The organism is Nocardia sp. NPDC004718 (assembly GCF_053601535.1).
In genome coordinates, this window is sequence record NZ_JBSGCA010000027.1 from 75,094 (window position 1) to 94,213 (window position 19,120).

At 69.0% G+C, this 19,120-nt stretch carries 20 protein-coding genes; 5 read left to right on the forward strand and 15 right to left on the reverse strand.

Annotated features, from left to right (window positions below):
• Nucleotides 1-19: 19 nt before the first annotated feature.
• From carB to ACWEH3_RS21385, 7 genes are read right to left on the reverse strand one after another with little or no spacing between them, the layout of a single operon-like run.
• Nucleotides 20-3,328, reverse strand: coding sequence for a carbamoyl-phosphate synthase large subunit (gene carB / locus ACWEH3_RS21355; RefSeq protein ID WP_450015669.1), 3,309 nt, complete (start codon nt 3,326-3,328; stop codon nt 20-22).
• A complete protein-coding gene (gene carA / locus ACWEH3_RS21360) occupies nt 3,328-4,440 on the reverse strand; it encodes a glutamine-hydrolyzing carbamoyl-phosphate synthase small subunit (RefSeq protein ID WP_450015667.1) in 1,113 nt (370 codons plus the stop codon). The genes carB and carA overlap by 1 nt, the downstream gene beginning before the upstream one ends.
• Entirely contained in the window at nt 4,437-4,958 is a 522-nt protein-coding gene (locus ACWEH3_RS21365; RefSeq protein ID WP_450015665.1) for a PH-like domain-containing protein, read from the reverse strand. Before ACWEH3_RS21365 ends, carA begins: the two co-directional genes overlap by 4 nt.
• A gap of 38 nt (nt 4,959-4,996) precedes the next feature.
• Nucleotides 4,997-6,319 carry a dihydroorotase gene (locus ACWEH3_RS21370; protein WP_450015663.1) on the reverse strand — a complete coding sequence of 441 codons (1,323 nt, stop codon included), beginning with the start codon at nt 6,317-6,319 and terminating at the stop codon, nt 4,997-4,999.
• Nucleotides 6,316-7,275 (reverse strand): aspartate carbamoyltransferase catalytic subunit, encoded by a 960-nt coding sequence (locus ACWEH3_RS21375; RefSeq protein ID WP_397076811.1) that lies wholly within the window; start codon nt 7,273-7,275, stop codon nt 6,316-6,318. The genes ACWEH3_RS21370 and ACWEH3_RS21375 overlap by 4 nt, the downstream gene beginning before the upstream one ends.
• Nucleotides 7,276-7,315: 40 nt before the next feature.
• Nucleotides 7,316-7,948, reverse strand: coding sequence for a bifunctional pyr operon transcriptional regulator/uracil phosphoribosyltransferase PyrR (gene pyrR / locus ACWEH3_RS21380; RefSeq protein WP_379250969.1), 633 nt, complete (start codon nt 7,946-7,948; stop codon nt 7,316-7,318).
• Nucleotides 7,949-7,994: 46 nt separating this feature from the next.
• Nucleotides 7,995-8,414 (reverse strand): class I SAM-dependent methyltransferase, encoded by a 420-nt coding sequence (locus ACWEH3_RS21385; RefSeq protein WP_450015659.1) that lies wholly within the window; start codon nt 8,412-8,414, stop codon nt 7,995-7,997.
• A gap of 144 nt (nt 8,415-8,558) precedes the next feature.
• Here ACWEH3_RS21385 and ACWEH3_RS21390 point away from each other — a divergent pair, with 144 nt between their 5' ends.
• Nucleotides 8,559-9,185, forward strand: coding sequence for an alpha-ketoglutarate-dependent dioxygenase AlkB (locus ACWEH3_RS21390; RefSeq protein ID WP_450015657.1), 627 nt, complete (start codon nt 8,559-8,561; stop codon nt 9,183-9,185).
• Between the two features lie 95 nt (nt 9,186-9,280).
• On the forward strand, nt 9,281-9,994 hold the full coding sequence (locus tag ACWEH3_RS21395; protein WP_450015655.1) for an HD domain-containing protein: 714 nt from the start codon (nt 9,281-9,283) through the stop codon (nt 9,992-9,994).
• A 96-nt stretch (nt 9,995-10,090) separates the two neighbouring features.
• Here ACWEH3_RS21395 and ACWEH3_RS21400 read toward each other — a convergent pair whose 3' ends face one another.
• A complete protein-coding gene (locus ACWEH3_RS21400; RefSeq protein ID WP_450015653.1) occupies nt 10,091-10,666 on the reverse strand; it encodes a TetR/AcrR family transcriptional regulator in 576 nt (191 codons plus the stop codon).
• An 83-nt stretch (nt 10,667-10,749) separates the two neighbouring features.
• Between ACWEH3_RS21400 and ACWEH3_RS21405 the strand changes: the two genes are divergently transcribed.
• Entirely contained in the window at nt 10,750-11,736 is a 987-nt protein-coding gene (locus ACWEH3_RS21405; RefSeq protein WP_450015651.1) for a quinone oxidoreductase family protein, read from the forward strand.
• 34 nt (nt 11,737-11,770) lie between these two features.
• On the forward strand, nt 11,771-12,937 hold the full coding sequence (locus tag ACWEH3_RS21410; protein WP_450015649.1) for a serpin family protein: 1,167 nt from the start codon (nt 11,771-11,773) through the stop codon (nt 12,935-12,937).
• A 3-nt stretch (nt 12,938-12,940) separates the two neighbouring features.
• Here the strand turns inward: ACWEH3_RS21410 and ACWEH3_RS21415 are convergent, their stop codons facing one another.
• From ACWEH3_RS21415 to ACWEH3_RS21430, 4 genes are all read right to left on the reverse strand, one after another.
• Entirely contained in the window at nt 12,941-14,167 is a 1,227-nt protein-coding gene (locus ACWEH3_RS21415; protein ID WP_450015647.1) for an FAD-dependent oxidoreductase, read from the reverse strand.
• A gap of 108 nt (nt 14,168-14,275) precedes the next feature.
• On the reverse strand, nt 14,276-14,809 hold the full coding sequence (locus ACWEH3_RS21420; RefSeq protein WP_450015645.1) for a DUF4334 domain-containing protein: 534 nt from the start codon (nt 14,807-14,809) through the stop codon (nt 14,276-14,278).
• An 89-nt stretch (nt 14,810-14,898) separates the two neighbouring features.
• Complete coding sequence (locus ACWEH3_RS21425) at nt 14,899-15,405, reverse strand: DMT family transporter (protein WP_356961700.1); 507 nt, start codon at nt 15,403-15,405, stop codon at nt 14,899-14,901.
• Between the two features lie 65 nt (nt 15,406-15,470).
• Nucleotides 15,471-16,103, reverse strand: coding sequence for a DMT family transporter (locus ACWEH3_RS21430; RefSeq protein ID WP_450015642.1), 633 nt, complete (start codon nt 16,101-16,103; stop codon nt 15,471-15,473).
• A 71-nt stretch (nt 16,104-16,174) separates the two neighbouring features.
• Here ACWEH3_RS21430 and ACWEH3_RS21435 point away from each other — a divergent pair, with 71 nt between their 5' ends.
• Nucleotides 16,175-17,425: an SLC13 family permease gene (locus ACWEH3_RS21435; protein WP_450015822.1), complete on the forward strand. Its 1,251-nt coding sequence runs from the start codon at nt 16,175-16,177 to the stop codon at nt 17,423-17,425.
• 279 nt (nt 17,426-17,704) lie between these two features.
• On the opposite strand, the gene ACWEH3_RS21440 is transcribed toward ACWEH3_RS21435, so the two are convergent.
• Genes ACWEH3_RS21440 through efp form a run of 3 tightly spaced genes read right to left on the reverse strand, consistent with a single transcriptional unit; the run spans nt 17,705 to nt 19,072 of the window.
• The gene (locus tag ACWEH3_RS21440) at nt 17,705-17,968 is read right to left on the reverse strand and encodes a YciI family protein (protein WP_450015640.1); all 264 of its coding nucleotides are present in this window, start codon (nt 17,966-17,968) and stop codon (nt 17,705-17,707) included.
• Complete coding sequence (gene nusB / locus ACWEH3_RS21445; RefSeq protein WP_364425835.1) at nt 17,965-18,474, reverse strand: transcription antitermination factor NusB; 510 nt, start codon at nt 18,472-18,474, stop codon at nt 17,965-17,967. The genes ACWEH3_RS21440 and nusB overlap by 4 nt, the downstream gene beginning before the upstream one ends.
• A 34-nt stretch (nt 18,475-18,508) precedes the next feature.
• Complete coding sequence (efp, locus tag ACWEH3_RS21450) at nt 18,509-19,072, reverse strand: elongation factor P (protein WP_355070592.1); 564 nt, start codon at nt 19,070-19,072, stop codon at nt 18,509-18,511.
• Nucleotides 19,073-19,120 lie beyond the last annotated feature (48 nt).

Here is a 19,120-nt window from a genome sequence, read left to right on the forward strand (position 1 = left end):
TGTTCCGTCCGGTCGCGGCTCACCCACGCAGCACCGAGTGCAGTTCCTGCAGTGACCGCACGCCGATGCCACCGTTGATGCTGGCCTCGATGCCCTGCACCGCGGCCGCCGCACCCTGCACGGTGGTGATGCACGGGATGTTCACCCCGACCGCCGCGCTGCGGATCTCATAGCCGTCCACGCGAGGGCCGGAGTTGCCGTAAGGCGTGTTGAACACCATGTCGACCTCGCCGTCACGGATCTGCTCCACGATCGTCGGCTCGTCGTCCGGCCCCACCTCGGAGTGCTTGCGCACCTGCTCGCACGGAATCCCGTTGCGGCGCAGCATTTCCGCCGTGCCCTCGGTGGCGAGGATGCGGAAGCCGAGGTCGTGCAGGCGCTTCACCGGGAAGACCATCGCGCGCTTGTCCCGGTTGGCGATCGAGACGAACACGGTGCCCTCGGTCGGCAGCGAGCCGTAGGCGGCGGTCTGGCTCTTGGCGAAGGCGGTGCCGAAATCGGCGTCGATGCCCATCACCTCGCCGGTCGACTTCATCTCCGGCGAGAGCAGCGAATCCACGCCGCTGCCGTCGGCGCGCCGGAAGCGGTGGAACGGCAGCACGGCCTCCTTGACCGCGACCGGAGCGTCCAGCGCGACGTGCCCGCCGTCGCCCTCGCTCGGCAGCATGCCCTCCTTGCGGAGTTCGGCGATGGTGGCGCCCAGCATGATCCGCGCGGCGGCCTTGGCCAGCGGCACCGCGGTGGCCTTCGACACGAACGGAACCGTCCGGCTCGCGCGCGGATTGGCCTCCAGAACATAGAGCACGTCGTCCTTGAGCGCGTACTGCACGTTGAGCAAGCCGCGGACGCCGATGCCCTTGGCCAGCGCGACGGTCGAGCGGCGCACCGCCTCGATATCGCTGCGGCCCAAGGTGATCGGGGGCAGCGCGCAGGCGGAGTCACCGGAGTGGATGCCCGCCTCCTCGATGTGCTCCATCACGCCGCCGAGGTAGACCTCCTCGCCGTCACACAGCGCGTCGACGTCGATCTCGATCGCGTCCTCCAGGAACCGGTCGACCAGCACCGGGTGCTCCGGGCTCAGCTCGGTAGCCCGGGAGATGTAGCCCTCCAAGGAGTTCTCGTCGTAGACGATCTCCATACCCCGGCCGCCGAGCACGTACGAGGGACGCACCAGCACCGGGTAGCCGATGTCGTTGGCGATCTTGCGCGCCTGCGCGAAGGTGGTCGCGGTGCCGTACTTCGGCGCGGGCAGACCGGCCGCGACCAGCACGTCACCGAATTCGCCTCGGTCTTCGGCCAGGTCGATGGCGGCCGCGCTGGTCCCGACCACCGGCACGCCCGCGGCGGTGAGCCGCTGCGCGAGGCCCAGCGGGGTCTGCCCGCCCAGCTGCACGATGACACCGGCGACGGTGCCGGACTCGCACTCGGAGTGGTAGACCTCGAGCACGTCTTCGAAAGTGAGCGGCTCGAAGTAGAGGCGATCGGCGGTGTCGTAGTCGGTGGAGACGGTCTCGGGGTTGCAGTTGACCATCACCGTCTCGTATCCGGCCTTCGACAGCGTCTGCGCCGCGTGCACACACGAGTAGTCGAACTCGATGCCCTGGCCGATGCGGTTCGGCCCGGACCCGAGGATGATCACCTTCTCGCGGTCGGGCTGCGGCGCCACCTCGGACTCGGCCGCGGGATCGAGTTCGTAGGCCGAGTAGTGGTACGGGGTCTTGGCCTCGAACTCGGCGGCGCAGGTGTCGACCGTCTTGAAGACCGGGCGGACCCCAAGCCGGTGGCGCAGGGCGCGCACACCGCTCTCCCCCGCCAGTTCGGGTCGCAGCGCGGCCAGCTGACGATCGGACAGGCCGTAGTGCTTGGCCCGCCGCAACAGCGGTTCGTCCAGCACGGGCGCGTCGAGGATCTCCTGGCGCAGCTCGACCAGACCGGCCACCTCCGCGACGAACCACGGGTCGATGCCGGAGGCGGCGGCGACGTCCTCGATGCTGGCGCCCAGCCGCAGCGCCCGCTCGACCTGGTAGATGCGCCCTTCGGTGGGCGTGCGCAGGTCTTCGAGGATCGCTTCGACGTCGGTCCACGCGCTGTCGTCCTGGGTCCAGAAGCCCGCGGCTTTGGTCTCCAGCGAACGCAGCACCTTGCCGAGCGCCTCGGAGAAGTTGCGGCCGAGGGACATGGCCTCGCCGACGGACTTCATGGTGGTGGTCAGCGTGCCGTCGGCGCCGGGGAACTTCTCGAACGCGAACCGCGGGGCCTTGACGACCACGTAGTCGAGGGTCGGCTCGAAGCAGGCCGGGGTTTCCTTGGTGATGTCGTTGACGATCTCGTCGAGCGTGTAACCGATGGCCAGCTTGGCGGCGATCTTCGCGATCGGGAAGCCGGTCGCCTTCGACGCCAGCGCGGACGAACGCGACACGCGCGGATTCATCTCGATGACGATCAGGCGGCCGTCGCGCGGGTCCACCGCGAACTGGATGTTGCAGCCGCCGGTGTCGACGCCGACCTCGCGCAGGATGGCGATGCCCAGATCGCGCAACTTCTGGTATTCGCGGTCGGTGAGCGTCATCGCCGGGGCGACGGTCATCGAGTCGCCGGTGTGCACGCCCATCGGGTCGACGTTCTCGATCGAGCAGACCACCACGACGTTGTCGCGGCCGTCCCGCATCAGCTCCAGCTCGTATTCCTTCCAGCCGAGGATGGACTCCTCGATCAGGACGTTCGCGGTGGGCGAGGCGGCCAGGCCGCCGCCCGCGATGCGATCGAGGTCTTCCTCGTTGTAGGCCATGCCGGAACCGAGGCCGCCCATGGTGAACGACGGGCGCACCACCACGGGGTAGCCGAGTTCGGCGACCGTATCGCGGACCTCGTCCATGGTGAAGCAGACCCGGGAGCGGGCGCTCTCGCCGCCCACCTTGGCCACGATGTCCTTGAACTTCTGCCGGTCCTCACCGCGCTGGATGGCGTCGAAGTCGGCGCCGATGAGTTCCACGCCGTACTTCGCCAGCACTCCGCGCTCGTGCAGCGCGACCGCGGTGTTCAGCGCGGTCTGGCCGCCGAGGGTGGCCAGGATGGCGTCCGGACGCTCCTTCTCGATCACCTTCTCCACGAACTCCGGCGTGATCGGCTCCACGTAGGTGGAGTCGGCGAACTCCGGATCGGTCATGATCGTCGCCGGGTTCGAGTTGACCAGCGACACCCGCAGGCCCTCGGCCCGCAGCACCCGGCACGCCTGCGTGCCGGAGTAGTCGAATTCGCACGCCTGGCCGATGACGATCGGGCCAGAACCGATCACCAGGATGTGCTCGAGATCCTCGCGGCGAGGCATCAGGCTCCTTCCATGAGACCGGCGAAACGGTCGAACAGGTACGCGGCGTCGTGGGGTCCGGCGGCGGCTTCCGGGTGGTATTGCACGGAGAAGGCGCGGCCGTCGACCAGCCGGACGCCCTCGACCGTGCCGTCGTTGGCGCAGACGTGACTCACCTCGGCCGTGCCGAAGGGGGTGTCGAACCGCTCGCCCCGCTCGCCCTCCAGCGCGAACCCGTGGTTCTGCGCGGTGATCGAGATCCGGCCGGTCTCGTGCTCCACCACCGGGATGTTGATGCCGCGGTGGCCGAACTTCATCTTGTAGGTGCCCCGGCCGAGCGCGCGGCCGAGGATCTGGTTGCCGAAGCAGATACCGAACAGCGGCAGGCCCTCGCCCAGCACGCCACGGGTCAACTCGACCGCCGCGTCGGCGGTGGCCGGGTCGCCGGGACCGTTGGACAGGAAGACCCCGTCGGGCTTCAGTTCGAGGATCTGGTCCAGCGTGGTGTTCGAGGACACCACGTGCACCCGCATGCCGCGCTGCGCGAACATGCGCGGGGTGTTGGTCTTGATCCCGAGATCGACGGCGACGACCGTGCGGCGATGGTCGCCCTCCGGCTCGATCGTGTAGAGCGCGTCGGTGGTCACCTCGCCGGCGAGGTCGGCGCCCAGCATGGACGGCTGACCGTTCACTCGGTCCACCAACTCCTCCGCGGCGGCCAGCGCGTCGCCGGAGAAGATGCCCGCCTTCATCGAACCGCGGGTGCGCAGATGACGTACCAGCGCGCGGGTGTCGATGCCCGCGATGCCGACGATCCGCTGACGTTCCAGCTCGTCCGGCAGCGTCCTGGTGGCGCGCCAGTTGGAGGCGCGCCGCGCCGGGTCGCGCACCGCGTACCCGGCGACCCAGATCTTCGTGGACTCGTCGTCCTCGTCGTTCCAGCCGGTGTTGCCGATCTGCGGCGCGGCGGCCACCACGATCTGGCGGTGGTAGGACGGGTCGGTGAGGGTCTCCTGGTACCCGGTCATCGCGGTGCAGAACACCGCCTCACCGAGCGTCTGGCCCACGGCGCCGTAGGCCTGGCCGCGGAACACCCGGCCGTCCTCCAGCACGAGTGCTGCTTCTCCTGTCATCCCTCGTCATCTCCCGTCATCGTCCCGCTCTGATCCGCCGCCGGAAGCCTGCGCCAAGCCGGGTAGACCGACTTGTCGTCGCCGCGGAAACCCGTATCGATCTCGGTTCCCGTCGGCAGCTTCCAGCGAATGACCAGCACACCATCTTCTGTCATCACTTTGCCCGCGTGCCCACGTTCGGTGCGCACCGCGGTGATGGATTCGTCCGGAATCCAGATCACCGTCGCGCCGTCGCGTTCGAGCAGAATCCCCTTTTCGAACCGCGTGAGTTCCGCGGTGGCCCGGAAACCCAGATCGCCGACGGTGATCCGGTCCTGCCAGCTCGGCGCGATGGTGCTGCCCAAGTACAGGCCGGTGGTCGGCTCCAATACCTGCGCACCCAGTTCCGCCGGCACGGCGGGCAGCGCGCCGACGCGCTCGGCCTGGCGCGCCGCGCGGTTGCGCCAGCCCCGGTACATCAGCCACAGGCAGGCCGCGAACAGGATCAGCAGCCCGACCACCCAGAGTGTTCTCTCCACTACGAACCTCCTCGAACGGCTGCGCCTCGGTTGCTCATCTACGCCTCCGCCCGGTCGACCAGCGCCTTGCCGTCCCTGGCGGTGACCCGGCCGCGCAGCAACGTCGCCGTCACCCGGGCCGGGAAGGTCATCGCCTCGAACGGCGTGTTGTTCGAGATGCTGGCCAGGTCCTTTCCACGCACCGTCCAGCTCGCCTTCGGGTCGACCAGCGTCAAGTTGGCCGGCTCGCCGACCTCGAGCGGTCTGCCGTGCTCGTCCAAGCCGACGATCGCGGCCGGTCGCTCGCTCATCACGCGGGCGACGCCGCGCCAGTCCAGCAGCCCGGGCTCGACCATGGTCTGCACGATGATCGACAGCGCCGTCTCCAAGCCGAGCATGCCGGGCCGAGCCGCGGCGAACTCGCAGCACTTGTCCTGCTCGGCGTGCGGCGCGTGGTCGGTGGCGACGCAATCGATGATGCCCTCGGCCAGCGCCTCCCGCAGCGCGGCGGCGTCGGACGCCTCGCGCAGCGGCGGGTTGACCTTGTTGACGGCGTCGTAGGTCTCCAACCGGGAGTCGTCCAGCAGCAGGTGGTGCGGGGTGACTTCGGCGGTGATCGAAATACCCTGGGACTTGGCCCACCTCACCAGTTCCACGGTGCCCTCGGTGGAAGCGTGGCAGATGTGCACGCGGGCGCCCGCGTCGCGCGCCAGCAAGGCGTCGCGCGCCACGATCGACTCCTCGGCCGCGCGCGGCCAGCCGGCCAGCCCCAGCCGGGCCGCGGTCGGCCCCTCGTGCGCGATGGCGCCCTTGGTCAGCCTGGGCTCCTCCGCGTGCTGCGCGATCAGCACCCCGAGCGAGTTCGCGTACTCCAGGGCCCTGCGCATGATCAACGGGTCGTAGACACAGTGACCGTCGTCGGAGAACATGCGCACCGCCCCGACGCCCGCGGCCATGGTCCCCATCTCGGCGAGCTGCTTGCCCTCCAGGCCCACGGTGACCGCGCCGACCGGATACACGTCGACCAGGCCGACCTCACGGCCCCGCCGCCACACATGGTCGGTGACGACCACCGAGTCGGCGACCGGGTTGGTGTTGGCCATCGCGAACACCGCGGTGTAGCCGCCGAGGGCGGCGGCGGCGGAACCCGTCTCGATGGTCTCGGTGTCCTCGCGGCCCGGCTCACGCAGGTGGGTGTGCAGGTCGACGAAGCCGGGCAGCAGGATCTGGCCCTGCGCGTCGATGATTTCGGCGTCCACCACGCCCAGATCGGTGCCGATCTGACGGATCTCCCCGTCGGCGACGAGCACGTCGACCGGCTCGCCTTCGCCGTACAGCAGCGCGCCCTTGATCAGAACGATGGCGTCGTTCCCTCCACTCATGCCACTGCCTCCTGGGTTCCGACGAGCAGGCGGAACAGCACCGCCATCCGCACGTGCACCCCGTTGGTGACCTGTTGCAGCACAGCGGCTTTCGGCGAGTCCGCCACGGAGGACGCGATTTCCATGCCGCGCAGCATCGGGCCGGGGTGCAGCACGACCGCGTGGTCTTCCAGCAGGGCCAGCCTGCGTTCGGAGAGTCCGTAGGTGATCGAGTACTCGCGGGCCGACGGGAAGAACCCGCCGTTCATCCGCTCGGCCTGCACCCGCAACATCAGCACGGCGTCGGCGCCGATGAGCTCGGCGTCCAAGTGGTGTGAGACGCGGGCGGGCCAGCTCTCCACGCCGACCGGAAGCAGCGTGCGCGGAGCGACCAGCACGACCTCCGCGCCGAGTGTGGCCAGCAGGAAGACGTTCGATCGCGCGACCCGGCTGTGCAGGATGTCACCGACGATGACCACCCGCTTGCCCTCGATGTCGCCGAGCCGCTGCCGGAGGGTCAGCGCGTCCAGCAACGCCTGGGTCGGGTGTTCGTGCGTTCCGTCGCCCGCGTTGACGACCGCCGGGCCGGAGCCGCGCCCCGACGAGACCGCCCACTCGTCCATCCAGCGCGCGATCTGGTGCGCGGCGCCGGAAGCCGGATGCCGGACGATCAGCGCGTCGGCTCCCGCGGCGTGCAGGGTCAGCGCGGTGTCGCGCAGCGACTCGCCCTTGGCGACCGAGGAGCTGCTCGCGCTCACGTTGATCACGTCCGCGCTCATCCACTTGCCCGCGACCTCGAACGAGACCCGGGTCCGGGTCGAGTTCTCGTAGAAGACCGTCATCACGGTGCGCCCGCGCAGCGTGGGCAGTTTGTGCACCTCGCGGCCGAGCAGGGCCTGTTCGAACCGCTCGGCCTCGTCGAGCAGCTCGTTCGCGGCGGCGCGATCGAGCGCGGCGACCGACAGCAGATGCCTCACGCGCCTGCCTCCTGCCGCGAGCCGGCGTGTGGCAGCTTCATCACGCCTCCTCCTGGTGCAGGTAGACGCCGTCCCGGCCGTCGTGTTCGGTCAGCAGTACCGAGATGTCCTCGGAGCGGTTGGTCGGCACGTTCTTGCCGACATAATCGGCACGGATCGGCAGTTCTCGGTGACCGCGGTCGATGAGCACCGCCAGCTGCACCGCGCGCGGGCGGCCGAGGTCGCGCAGACCGTCGAGCGCGGAGCGGACGGTGCGGCCGGAGAACAGGACGTCGTCGACCAGTACCACGAGCGCGTCCTCGATACCGCCTTCCGGAACGGAGGTGCGCTCCAGCGGCCGGTGCGGGCGGCTGCGCAGATCGTCCCGGTAGAGGGTGATGTCGAGCGAGCCCAGAGCCGGGCGGACGCCGGAGAATTCCTCGATCTTGCCGGTGAGCCGCGCGGCCAGGGTGGTGCCCCGGGTGGGGATGCCGATCAGAACCACGCGTGGCGCGCCCGGCTCACCCGCGTCCAGCGCGGTCTTCTCGATGATCTGGTGCGCGATGCGCGCGACGGTCCGCCCGACATCCGAAGCCGACAACAGCTCTCGTCCCGCCGCCACCCATTCCGGGGTATGTCGCTGCGATGTCTCGGCAGCGCCGGACTTGGCGGCCCGTTCTTCGGGCACGGCCATGCCGACCTCCTTCCCCGCCTCACCGGACGGTCCGTTAAAGGATGTCTTACGGCAAGCAGCGTAGCAGCGCCCGGGCCCCCGGTTTCACCAGGCATATCGCGCTGTGAGCGGGGCCACTGAGCGCGTGGCCTCGGCCCCTGTCGGCGGACGGCGAGAAACACACCGAGAGGGTGACGAGCTGTCGGCAGCCCGCCGCGACGGCAGCCCGGACGTCGTCGTCCACCAGTCGCACGGAAACGCTGCGGCCCTCGTGGAACTTCTCGGCCAGCGCCTCGAGCCGGGCCCAGCGCGCTTCGCCGTCCGGCTCGGCGGCGAATCCGCGTCGCGCGGCGTCGGCGAACAGCTGCGCCCACGGGTCGTCGTAGAGGCGGTCGGGCCGCCGCGATTCCCGGGCGCGGATCACCGCCACGCCGATCGCGGTCATCGCCACGCCGGCCGTGGGGGCTTGCGGCGGTCTTCCGGTCATGACGACTCCCGTCGTCCGATCAGCTCGCCGACCGGCGAGTCATCCCTCACGCTGAGGTTGCCCAGTCGATCGCGGGCGAAGGATTCGACAAACATGACCGAAAACCGCTAGCACATATGTTCGATCCGCGGTACGCTCGGCCGCATGTCCACACCGCTACAGGGATCGCTGCTCGACGGGTTCGGTGAGACCGAGCTCGGGCCGCTGCGCGACGCGCGACGTACGGTGCTCGACCACGGCGCCTGGGTGGATCTGCTGCCCGGTTGGCTTTCGGGCGCGGACGCGCTGTTCGATCGGCTGGTCGACGGCGTGCCGTGGAAAGCCGAACGCAGGCCGATGTACGACCGCGTGGTCGACGTGCCCCGGCTGCTGCGGTTCTACGCGGAGCACGAACCGCTGCCGGATCCGGCTCTCGGGGACGCGCGCACAGCACTGAGCGAGCACTATCGGCGCGAACTCGGCGAACCGTTCCGCACCGCGGGCCTGTGCTACTACCGGGACGGGCACGACAGCGTCGCCTGGCACGGCGACACCATCGGCCGCGGCGCCACCCACGACACCATGGTCGCGATCGTGTCGGTCGGGGCGCCGAGGGCGCTGCTGCTCCGGCCGCGCGGCGGTGGGCCGAGCATCAAATACGTTGTCGGACATGGCGACCTGCTGGTCATGGGCGGCTCTTGCCAGCGCACCTGGGAGCACGCCGTGCCCAAGACGCGCAGGCCCACCGGTCCGCGGATCAGCATCCAGTACCGTCCACGCGGCGTCCGCTGACCCAGCTCCCACGCACCGTTTCGAGCTGAACCATCGTTGAGGTCGGAAGTGATCGTCGTCCGTCACGTGTCCTCCGCTCCGGTTAGCCTGGCATCATGAGCAATCCAGGGGCGGGGGTCTTGGCCGTGATGCCGCTGCACACGATCAGCGAGGTCTACGGCGAGGCCGGGCTGCGCGAACGATTACTGCTGGAAATCGCCGAGTTGCCGGACACACCACGCTTGGCCGCGGCGCTCGACCTCGCGGCCGATCTGCATCGCGACGATCGGTACGGCCGCGAGCCCTATCTCAGTCATCTTCTGCGCGTGTCGATTCGGATCATCAGCCATTACGAGGTCCGTGATCCGGACGTGGTCGCGGCGGGGCTGTTGCACGACGCGGTCGAGGACCACGCCGCCGAGCTGGCCGCCGATCGTCCCGGACCCACCGTCGACGCCGCACTGGGCGCGCTCACCGATCGGTTCGGTGCGCGAGTGGCCGATCTCGTGGCCGCGGTGACCAATCCCGAGCCGGATCCGGCTCGGGACCGGCAGGCGCAGTACCGCGAGCATGTCGCGACGAATCTGGATCGGGACCCGTGGGCCCGCGTCATCAAGCTCTCCGATTTCACCGACAACGGCGTCGGAATTCTTTACGCCACCGGCCCCGCGATGGCGAGACTCGCCGCCAAGTATCGCCCGCTCACCGACGTGTACCGCGATCTGGTGACCCGGCCGGACACCCCGCTGGCCGAGCATGTCCGGCAGCACATCCTCGATCAGCTCGACCGAGCCGACGAACGGTTCGAGGCCATTCTGTCTCGGGACTGATCGTCGCGCGAGGTGCGAGCGGATCAACCCCATGCCGCCCACGAGCGGTCGAGCCGTGGACAGACCAACGCGCCGGTCGCGATGCCGCACGAGTCGTCACGGCGTGCGTAGCACCGATTCGACCAGCTCGCGCACCGCGGCCAGCAACCGTTCCGTCTCGCCCGCGCGGACCATGGCAGGCACCAATTCGGCGCTCAGCGCGCCGAGCAACAGCCGCCCGACCACTTCGGCGTCCAGGTCCGGACGCGCCTCCCGCAGCAACGTTGTGATGTGGTGATCCCAGAACGCGTGGAATTCGGCGGTTCGCGGATGCGGCGGCTCGGTGCGATAGGCGACCATCAGCTCGGAATTGGTGATCACCAACCGTGCCATGGCGTCGAAGTAGGCGATCAGCCGGGCATCGGCGGGCGCACCGGGGCCGAGGGGTGGCGGGCCGCTGGTCACCGCGTCCATGAGCGCGACCGCGCTCTGCGCGACCATCTCGTGCAACAGCCCCGCACGGCTGCCGAAGCGATGGAAGATCGTGCCCTTGCCCACTCCCGCGGCGGCCGCGACGCGGTCCATCGTGATCGCTTCGGCGCCGTGCTCGGCCAACAGGGCGAAGGTGGCGTCCACTATCGCCCGCCGGTTGCGCGCCGCGTCCGCCCGTTCCTTCGGCCGTCCGTCGCCCATCGCACCCACTTTCTAGACAAGTTGACCGACGGTCCATATCATCGGTGAGTCAATTGGACCGTCAGTCAACTTATGGAGTTCATATGCAGGCAATCGTAATGACGGCGCCGGGCAGCCCGGACGTGCTGGTCACCGCGGAGGTCCCGGCGCCACGGGCGGGCGCGGACGAGGTCGTGATCCGCGCCGAGGCGATCCCGGTGCTGTTCCCCGAGACCAAGCTGCGCTCCGGCGAGTTCCCGCTCGGCGCGCCGCTGCCGCTGGTTTTCGGTTTCCAAGCCGCAGGGGTCGTCACCGAGGTCGGCGCGCAAGTCGATCCGGCGCTGATCGGACGCCGGGTCGTCGTGTCGACCCAGGGCTCCGGCGCTTACGCCGAATTCGTCGCCGCCAACGCGGATTCCGTGGTTTCCATTCCGGACGGCCTGTCCTTCGTGGACGCCGCGGCGGTGCTGATGAACGGATCGGTGGCGATTCCACTGCTGGAGGCCGCCGCGCTCACCGGCATCGAAACCGTCCTGATCGAAGCCGCCGCCACGGGCATCGGCAGCGCGCTGGCCCAATTGGCGAGAGAATTCGGGGCAGCTCGCGTCATCGGGACCGCAGGGGGTCCCGACAAGGTCGCCCACGCTCGCAAACTGGGAGCCGACGAGGTGATCGACCACAACGATCCGGACTGGACCACCCGGCTGCGTGAAACACTCGACGGCGCAACGGTGGACGTGGTGTTCGATTCGATCGGCGGCGCGAGCGCCGCCGGCCTGCTCGATCTCCTGACACCCCTGCGCGGCCGGATGCTGGGCTACGGATGGTTGTCCGGAACACCCGCGCAGGTGTCGGCGAGCGACCTGCTCATGCGCGGGCTCACCTTCATCGGTTGCGCGGGACCGGACTGGCTGAACCGAGTCGCCGAGGCGCGCACCGCCGTTCTGGCCCGCGCGGCGGCGGGCGGCCTCGACCCGCTGGTCGAGGCCGTGCTGCCGCTGGAGCAGGCGAGCCGCGCGCATCGCCTGTTGGAGAAAAGGACGGTACTGGGCAAGATCGTGCTGCGCCCGGGCTCCGCCGTGTCCGGATAACGCCGCGCGGCCCCGGCGTAGCTAGGGTGGGCTCGTGCGGACTTCTGTGGAATCCCATGTCGGCGCCGCCAACGCGCTCACCGCGCGGTGGTGCGCGGCGGCGGGCGAACGAGACTTCGTGGTGTCCGGCGCCGGGGTGTGGCCGCTGCTCGCCCTGCTCGCTTCCGCCGCGGACGGTCCGGCTCGGGACGAACTGACGACCGCGACCGGCTTGCCCGCGGCGGAGGGGCAAGCCGCGGCGCTCCGACTGCTGGACGATCTCGAGCGCGCGGAGGCGGTTTCGGCCGCACTCGGAGTGTGGGTGCGCCGCGATCTTCCGTTGCACGAGGCGTGGTCGCAGTCGCTTCCCGAGGGTGTGCTCGCGCGGCTGGCCGGGCAGTCCGAGCTCGACAGCTGGGCGGCCCGGCACACCGATGGGCTGATCGAACGCTTTCCCCTCACGGTCGATCCCGAGACGCTGCTGGTGCTCGCCACCGCGCTGGTCGCGAAGACGAAATGGCAGGTGCCCTTCGATGCCGGGACGCTGGCACCCGAGGACGGGCCGTGGCGGGGACATCGCGGACCCGGGTTGTCCCGCACGAGCCGCGACCTGACGAACGCCGCGATCCTGGACGCATCGGAACCGGTCACCCGCGTGGTCGTCGAAGGCGTCGCCGACCTCGACGTCCACCTTCTGCTCGGCACCGGGGCACCCGGCGCCGTGCTCGAAACGGGCCTGGCCGCGCTGTCCAGCAGTGTGCCGATCCGCTCCGATCTGCCGGTCGGCACGACGGGACCGGGCCTGAACGTGCGTACCGAGCCGGTGGTGCCCAACACTGGCCGACTGCGCGTCCAGCTGCCGCCTTTCGAGGTCCGCTCCACCCACGATCTGCTCACCGCGCCGGGCTTGTTCGGCCTGACCGCCGCGACCGACTGCACCCACGGCCACTTCCCGGCGATCTCCCCGGACCCACTGTGCGTCGGCCAGGGAGCGCAGGAAGCGCTCGCCCGGTTCGGCCACGAAGGTTTCGAGGCAGCCGCCGTGACGGCCTTCGCGTTGCGCGCGGCAGCGGCCGTCCTGCGGCACGACTACGCGCCTGTCGTCTCGGTGGTCTTCGACCGGCCCTTCGGTTTCCTCGCCGTGCACCGCCCGACGGGTCTGGCGGTCGTCGCGGGTTGGATCGCCACCGCGCCTACGTCCTCCCCCGACCTGCCGGCCTGAGCGCTACCGCCGCGCGAAATGCGGGGCGTGCTCGGGCAAGACACCGCGAGCGATCAAGAAGGTCGGCACGCTGCGAATCACGGGCATGCGCCGCAGAATACGGACCGGCAGCGGTGCGCGCGGGGAACTCGCGATGTCGACTCGTCCGTCGAGGGCGGGCGCGATCGCTACGGTGTGCAGAAGTCGCTGCATTCCCTGTGTCACCACAGTCGGGAATCGGCGCCGTCGCTGCACCTTCGCCAACTCCCTGGTGCCGAGCGTCCCCGAGAGCAGCGGCGGAGCAAGGATCCTGGCCGCGGCTACGGCGTCCTGCACGGCCAGGTTGATCCCGACACCGCCGGCGGGGGACATGGCATGGGCGGCGTCGCCCAGGCACAGCAGGCCGTTCGTGTACCACTTGGTCAGCCGGTCGAGTTTCACCTCCAGCAACTTGACCTCGTCCCAGCTGGTCAAGGCGTCGATCCGGTCGTAGAGCCAGGGAGCGGCCTCGGCCAGACTCCGCATGACGTCCCGCACCGGCCCGCGGCGGGCGGATTCGTCGGCGCCCTTGGCGATCAACGTCGCGCACTGCCAGTAGTCGCCGCGATCGAGCAGCACCGCCACCCGCCGGGCGCTGACGATCGGCAGCGCGCCCGCGGGATCGATCTCGGTGCGCGGCAGGCGGAACCACCAGACGTCCATGGGTGTCGACCACGTGCGGATCGGCAGTCCCGCGGCCGACCGCAGCAGTGAGCCGCGTCCGTCGCAGGCCACCGTGAGGTCGGCTTCGATCGCGCCGGTGGCGCCGTCGACGGTTCGGTAGGCGACGCCACCTACCCGGCCGTCGATCCAGACCAGGTCGGTGGCCTCGGTGTTCAGCCGCAGCCGGAAGGTGGGCTCGTCGGCCGCGGCACGCGCGAGCAGATCCAGCAGATCCCACTGCGGCACCATGGCGATGTACTTGTGCCTGCCCGGCAGATGCGTAAGCGTGGCGAGCGTCTGCAGGCCGCCCGCGATCGGCAGTTGCACTCGATCCACCTTGCGCGCGGGCAGTTTCGCGAACTCCGCGCCGAGACCCAGTTCGTCGAGCAGATCGAGGGTGGTGGGATGCACGGTATCGCCGCGGAAGTCACGGAGGAAGTCCTTGTGCTTCTCCAGCACCGTGACCTCGACCCCGGCCCTGGCGAGCAGCAGCCCGAGGATCATTCCGGCCGGTCCCCCACCAACCACCAGGCATGTCGTGCGCTCCATCGACTGTGTCTCCCTCGGTCACCACATCGCCGCAAGGTGTCGCCTGTTCGCGCAAATCCTAGTGTGGCGGGCGCGGCGCCGGACCCGGATCGGCGACGGCCGACCGGCTCAGCCGATATCCCGATGCAGCACGAAGAAATACGGTTCGGCCATACCGCGCAAATCCATCACACCGAGCAGGGTGTGCTCGTCGGCGCGCCGGAAATGATCGATGATCGGCAGGTGGTCGTAGACCATCGCGGCACTTGTCACACCGCGGTATTCGACCTCACGCAGACGCGCGGTGTGCTTGCGCGTGCGCAGCGCGGGACGCAGGATCGGCAGCAACTTGCGCAGGGCGCGCACACCGGGCAGCGGTACCCGCCCGGCCAACGCGACCGGGACGCGGCGCGGATCGACGGCGAACACCGCGCCGCCCGAGGTGAACAACAGCGGATGGACGCTGTCGGGGCCGTCGAACTGCTTGCCGTACCAGCCGGAAGCCACCAGCACACCATCCATCGGATGACCGGTGTTCAGTTCCTCGCCTCGCCAGCGCCCGGTCGTGATGTCCTCGACCCGCGCCACGGGGAGTCGGTCGAACAGCGCCCACGCCTCCTGCGCGGTACGGATGCCCGTCACGGTCAGCTCGTTCGCGGCCATGTCTCCTACTTCCCTCAGCGAGGCAACATTGCGATAGCTACCCTATCTGTCTCTCAGAACATCGCTGTCGACCAGGTCCGCGCGGATGTTCAGTAGGTCGCCATGAGATAGATCCCGGCGATGATCATGACGCAGGCGACGACGCGTTTGGAGCTCACCGTGCGCCGCGGGAATCCCATCAGCCCGAAGTGGTCGATCGTGAGAGCACCGAACATCTGTCCCGCGATGATGAGGGCGTTGAACGTACCCGCGCCCACATCGGAGGCCACGGAGATCATCGCCAGGATCGCGGCCCCGCCGAGCAGGCCACCGAAGGGCGCCCAGCGGGGCATACTCCGGATGTCGGCCTTCGTCGGCCACGGCCGGTTCCTGGAAACCAGCAGCGCCACCGTGAGGAAGATCGCGAAGCCGGTGAATGCGACGGCGTAGGAGATCACGCCACACAGCCAGACGTTCTTCAATGCGAGCTTCAGCGAGTTCTGGCAACCGGCTTCTACGGAGCGCAGCGCGCCGCCGACCAGGATGAACGCGAAGATGAGTGCCATCGTGACGCGGGGCAGCGCGGCACGGGGCTTTTCGGCGGTCTGAACCGTCATCGAGAATCCTCGGGAGGGTGCGAAGAGTGGGATGGCTGAAACCGGCAGCGGTGGGCGTACTGCTGTCAGGTGACGCTGACCCTGGGCTCGTCGCCCGCGGGCTCATCGGCCATCAGGTAGATCGCGAGCGTGATCAGCCCGCAGGCCACCAGACGCGGAACGCTGGCGGATCGTTCTTCGAATCCCATGAGTCCGAAGTGATCCATGATCACGGCGACCACCATCTCGCCGACGATCACCAGCGCGCTGAAGGTCGCCACGCCGACATGCCGGGCGACCGCGATCATCCCCATCACCGCCGCGCCGCCGAGCAGGCCGCCGAACGGCGCCCACCACGGCATGTTCCGAACGTCGTCGAGCGTCGGCCACGGCGTCTTCGACGACAGGGCCAGGAAGATCGAAAAGCCGGTCAGCGCAACGGCATACGAGATCACGGCGCAGAGCCACATGTTCTTCATGTGGTTCATCAACGTGTTCTGACAGCCGGCTTCGGCCGACCGTAGGCTGCCTCCGACCAGGATGAACAGAAATACCAGTCCGATGACGAGGCTCATGGGCAATACATCCTTGGCTCGACGGCGGACGAACACCGAGATTGCCTCGGACACAACGTTTTCCACCCGAACAATGGGGCCGGTTGTGCCGGAACCGACGTCCGACCTGTGTGACCCGCATAACGTACCATCGAATAACGGCACGTTCAATGGGTAAGCGAGAACTGCCCTGCCCCATCCCGGCCGGGAAGGGACGCGAACAAAGGGCTGCGATGATGGCACTCGTGCCCGAACTGGTCGATTCCTCCGCACGAAACCCGCCCGCGACCACCTCCGAGCGGCGGCTCAGCGTCCTGGACCGGGTCCGGCTCGCCCTGCTGGCGGTCGGTCTGCTGTGCGTGCTCACCGGGCTCCTGCCCCGCGACGAGGCCGCCGCGAACATGCGCCGCATCGGCCCGTTGCTGCTGTTTCTCGCAAGCGTGATCGTGCTGGCCGAGCTCACCCGGCAGGCGAAGGTCTTCGACGCCATCGCCCATCGCCTCGCGATCCTCGGTCGCGGCCATTACCCGGCGCTGTTCGGCCTGTGCGTGCTGTTCGCCTCCGCCACCACGGTGCTGCTGAACCTCGACACCACAGCCGTGCTCATCGCCCCGGTCATGCTGGCACTCGCCGCGCCCGCTCGGATCCCACCACTGCCGCTGGCCATGACCACCCTGTGGCTGGCGAACACCGCGAGCCTGCTGCTACCGGTCTCCAATCTCACGAATCTGCTCGCCGCCGACCGGGTGGCACTGACCGCGACCGGATTCGCGAGCAGAATGCTGGCGCCGCAAATGGTCTCGATCACCGCGACGACGGTGTGCCTGTGGGTGTGGTACTGGCGGCGCGGACGCCGGGGAACCGACCGCTACGTGCCGCCCGAGCCGATCCGAGCCGTGAACTTCCGGGAGCGCTCGCTGTTCTACACGACAGCCGGGGCCTGTCTGTTGTTCATCGTCGCGATCCCCCTCGTCGGCGACCGGATCGGCGTCGCGGCGACGGTCGCGGCGCTCATCGCCTTGGCGGCGTTCGCCGTATTCGATCGCGGCGCGTTGCGGCTGTCGCTCATCCCGTGGCAACTGCTCGTGTTCGTGGTCGGATTGTTCCTGGTGGTGCCCACCCTGAGCCGATTCGGCCTCGGCGACTCGATGCATGCTCTGATCGGCACCGACTCGGGTGCGTCCGGCGCGTTCCGAGCCGCCGCGGCGGGTGCGGGTCTGTCCAATGTCGCGAACAATTTGCCCGCCTACACCGCGGGCGAGGCGGTGATCCCCGCGCAGAACAGCGATCAGCTCCTCGCGTTGCTGATCGGCACCAATGTCGGCCCGATCGTCACGCCGTGGGGCTCGCTCGCCACACTGCTGTGCCTGGAGTTCTGCCGCATGCACGGCGTACGGGTACCCATGCGACGTTTCGTCCTGACCGGCGCCGCGCTCGCGACGGTCGCCACCGCAGGCGCGGTCACAGCGCTGCTGATGACGAGTTAGCCGCCGAGACACCCGCAAGTCAGCGCCTCGCTTGACCTCGAGTGCGGTCGAGGTACGAGGATACTGTCGAGGCAGGATCCAGACGGCACGTCCAGGTTCGGTCTCCGCGCGGAACCCAGGTTCCGGTGCTCCCGCTGGGCATCCGTACACCCACCAGCGGGAGCCATGCGCGGTCTCCGGTAGGAGTTGCACGGACGTCGCGTTGCCCGGCCTCACGCTGCCGCGCAGGAAAGCGAACCGAGCCGGGAAGCCCGCGCAGGCTCCGACGCGCAGTCGAAGTCAGCTCGGCGCCGTGACTTCCCACTCGTAGATCGTGAGTTCCGAGGACCCGGTGGTGTGCACCGGATCGGTGAACACAATTTCCCTTGCGGCGTCGAGGCTTTCGGCGTAGATGATGTACGCGCCTCCGGTGCCGTCGGTGAAGCGGCCGCTCTCCTGCAATCGCCCCAGATCCTGCAGCGACTGCAGGAACTGCCGGTGCGGCTCGATCACGGCGGTATCGAAGCGCGGTGTGCGCATCGCCAGGACGAGGTACTTGTTCACGCCTCGGACTCCGGGCGGGGGGCCCTCGTCGCGGCAGCGGCGGCGCGCACCTGCGGCGCCACCAGGACGACCTGCCCCAGCACACCGTTGAGGAAGGACGGGGAGTCGTCGGTGGACAGCTCCTTGGCCAGCTCCACCGCCTCGTCCACGGCGACGACCGGAGGCACGTCGCTCGCGTGGAACAGCTCCCAGACCGCGATGCGCAGGATCGCGCGATCCACGGCCGGGAGCCGCGACAAGGTCCAGTCCTGCAAGTACGACTCGATCGTTCCGTCCACCCGGTCGAGATCGTCGGCCACACCCTCGACCAATGTCCGGGTGTAGGCGTGCACCGGCGCGACCGACTGGTCGCGGGCGGCGAGCTCGGCGCGCTCGTCGAGCAGATCGGCGGCGTCGACGTCCCTGGCCTCCGCCTCGAACAGCAGGTCGACCGCACGGCGGCGCGCCTTGTGCCGCGCGCCGAGCTTCTTGTACGTGGACTTCTTGTCCACGGGCTGGTCAGCCACGGTCACATCATTCCAGAATCGGCCGGCCCGCGGCTCAGGCGTTGACCCGGCCGAGGTAGCTGCCGTCGCGCGAGTCGATGCGCAGCTTGTCGCCGGTGTTGATGAACAGCGGGACCTGCACCTCGGCGCCGGTCTCCAGAGTGGCGGGCTTCGTTCCGCCGGTGGAGCGGTCACCCTGCAGGCCGATGTCGGTGTGCTGGACCACGAGCTCGATCGAGACCGGGAGTTCGACGTACAGCGGCGCGCCCTCGTGCGTGGCGACCTGCACGGTCATGTTCTCCAGCAGGAAGCGGGCGCCGTCGCCGATGGTCTCCTCGGCGATGGAGATCTGGTCGAAGGTCTCGCCGTCCATGAAGACGTAGTCGGTGCCGTCGTGGTAGAGGTAGGTCATGTCGCGGCGGTCGACGTTCGCGGTCTCCACCTTCACACCGGCGTTGAAGGTCTTGTCGACCACCTTGCCGGACACGACGTTCTTCAGCTTGGTCCGCACGAACGCGGGGCCCTTGCCCGGCTTGACGTGCTGGAATTCGGTGATCTGCTGGAGCTGACCGTCGATCTTCAGCACAAGGCCGTTCTTGAAGTCGCTGGTGTCCGCCACTGTCTTCGGATCTCCTCGTTCTACCGCTTGGTCTCGGGCAGACCGGCG

What these genes read in the sequence shown, in the direction of transcription:
- carB (WP_450015669.1), bottom strand. Translation starts at nt 3,328, where the DNA reads ATGCCTCGCCGCGAGGATCTCGAGCACATCCTGGTGATCGGTTCTGGC.
- carA (WP_450015667.1), bottom strand. Translation starts at nt 4,440, where the DNA reads ATGACAGGAGAAGCAGCACTCGTGCTGGAGGACGGCCGGGTGTTCCGC.
- ACWEH3_RS21370 (WP_450015663.1), bottom strand. Translation starts at nt 6,319, where the DNA reads ATGAGTGGAGGGAACGACGCCATCGTTCTGATCAAGGGCGCGCTGCTG.
- pyrR (WP_379250969.1), bottom strand. Translation starts at nt 7,948, where the DNA reads ATGGCCGTGCCCGAAGAACGGGCCGCCAAGTCCGGCGCTGCCGAGACA.
- ACWEH3_RS21385 (WP_450015659.1), bottom strand. Translation starts at nt 8,414, where the DNA reads ATGACCGGAAGACCGCCGCAAGCCCCCACGGCCGGCGTGGCGATGACC.
- ACWEH3_RS21390 (WP_450015657.1), top strand. Translation starts at nt 8,559, where the DNA reads ATGTCCACACCGCTACAGGGATCGCTGCTCGACGGGTTCGGTGAGACC.
- ACWEH3_RS21395 (WP_450015655.1), top strand. Translation starts at nt 9,281, where the DNA reads ATGAGCAATCCAGGGGCGGGGGTCTTGGCCGTGATGCCGCTGCACACG.
- ACWEH3_RS21400 (WP_450015653.1), bottom strand. Translation starts at nt 10,666, where the DNA reads ATGGGCGACGGACGGCCGAAGGAACGGGCGGACGCGGCGCGCAACCGG.
- ACWEH3_RS21405 (WP_450015651.1), top strand. Translation starts at nt 10,750, where the DNA reads ATGCAGGCAATCGTAATGACGGCGCCGGGCAGCCCGGACGTGCTGGTC.
- ACWEH3_RS21415 (WP_450015647.1), bottom strand. Translation starts at nt 14,167, where the DNA reads ATGGAGCGCACGACATGCCTGGTGGTTGGTGGGGGACCGGCCGGAATG.
- ACWEH3_RS21420 (WP_450015645.1), bottom strand. Translation starts at nt 14,809, where the DNA reads ATGGCCGCGAACGAGCTGACCGTGACGGGCATCCGTACCGCGCAGGAG.
- ACWEH3_RS21425 (WP_356961700.1), bottom strand. Translation starts at nt 15,405, where the DNA reads ATGACGGTTCAGACCGCCGAAAAGCCCCGTGCCGCGCTGCCCCGCGTC.
- ACWEH3_RS21435 (WP_450015822.1), top strand. Translation starts at nt 16,175, where the DNA reads ATGGCACTCGTGCCCGAACTGGTCGATTCCTCCGCACGAAACCCGCCC.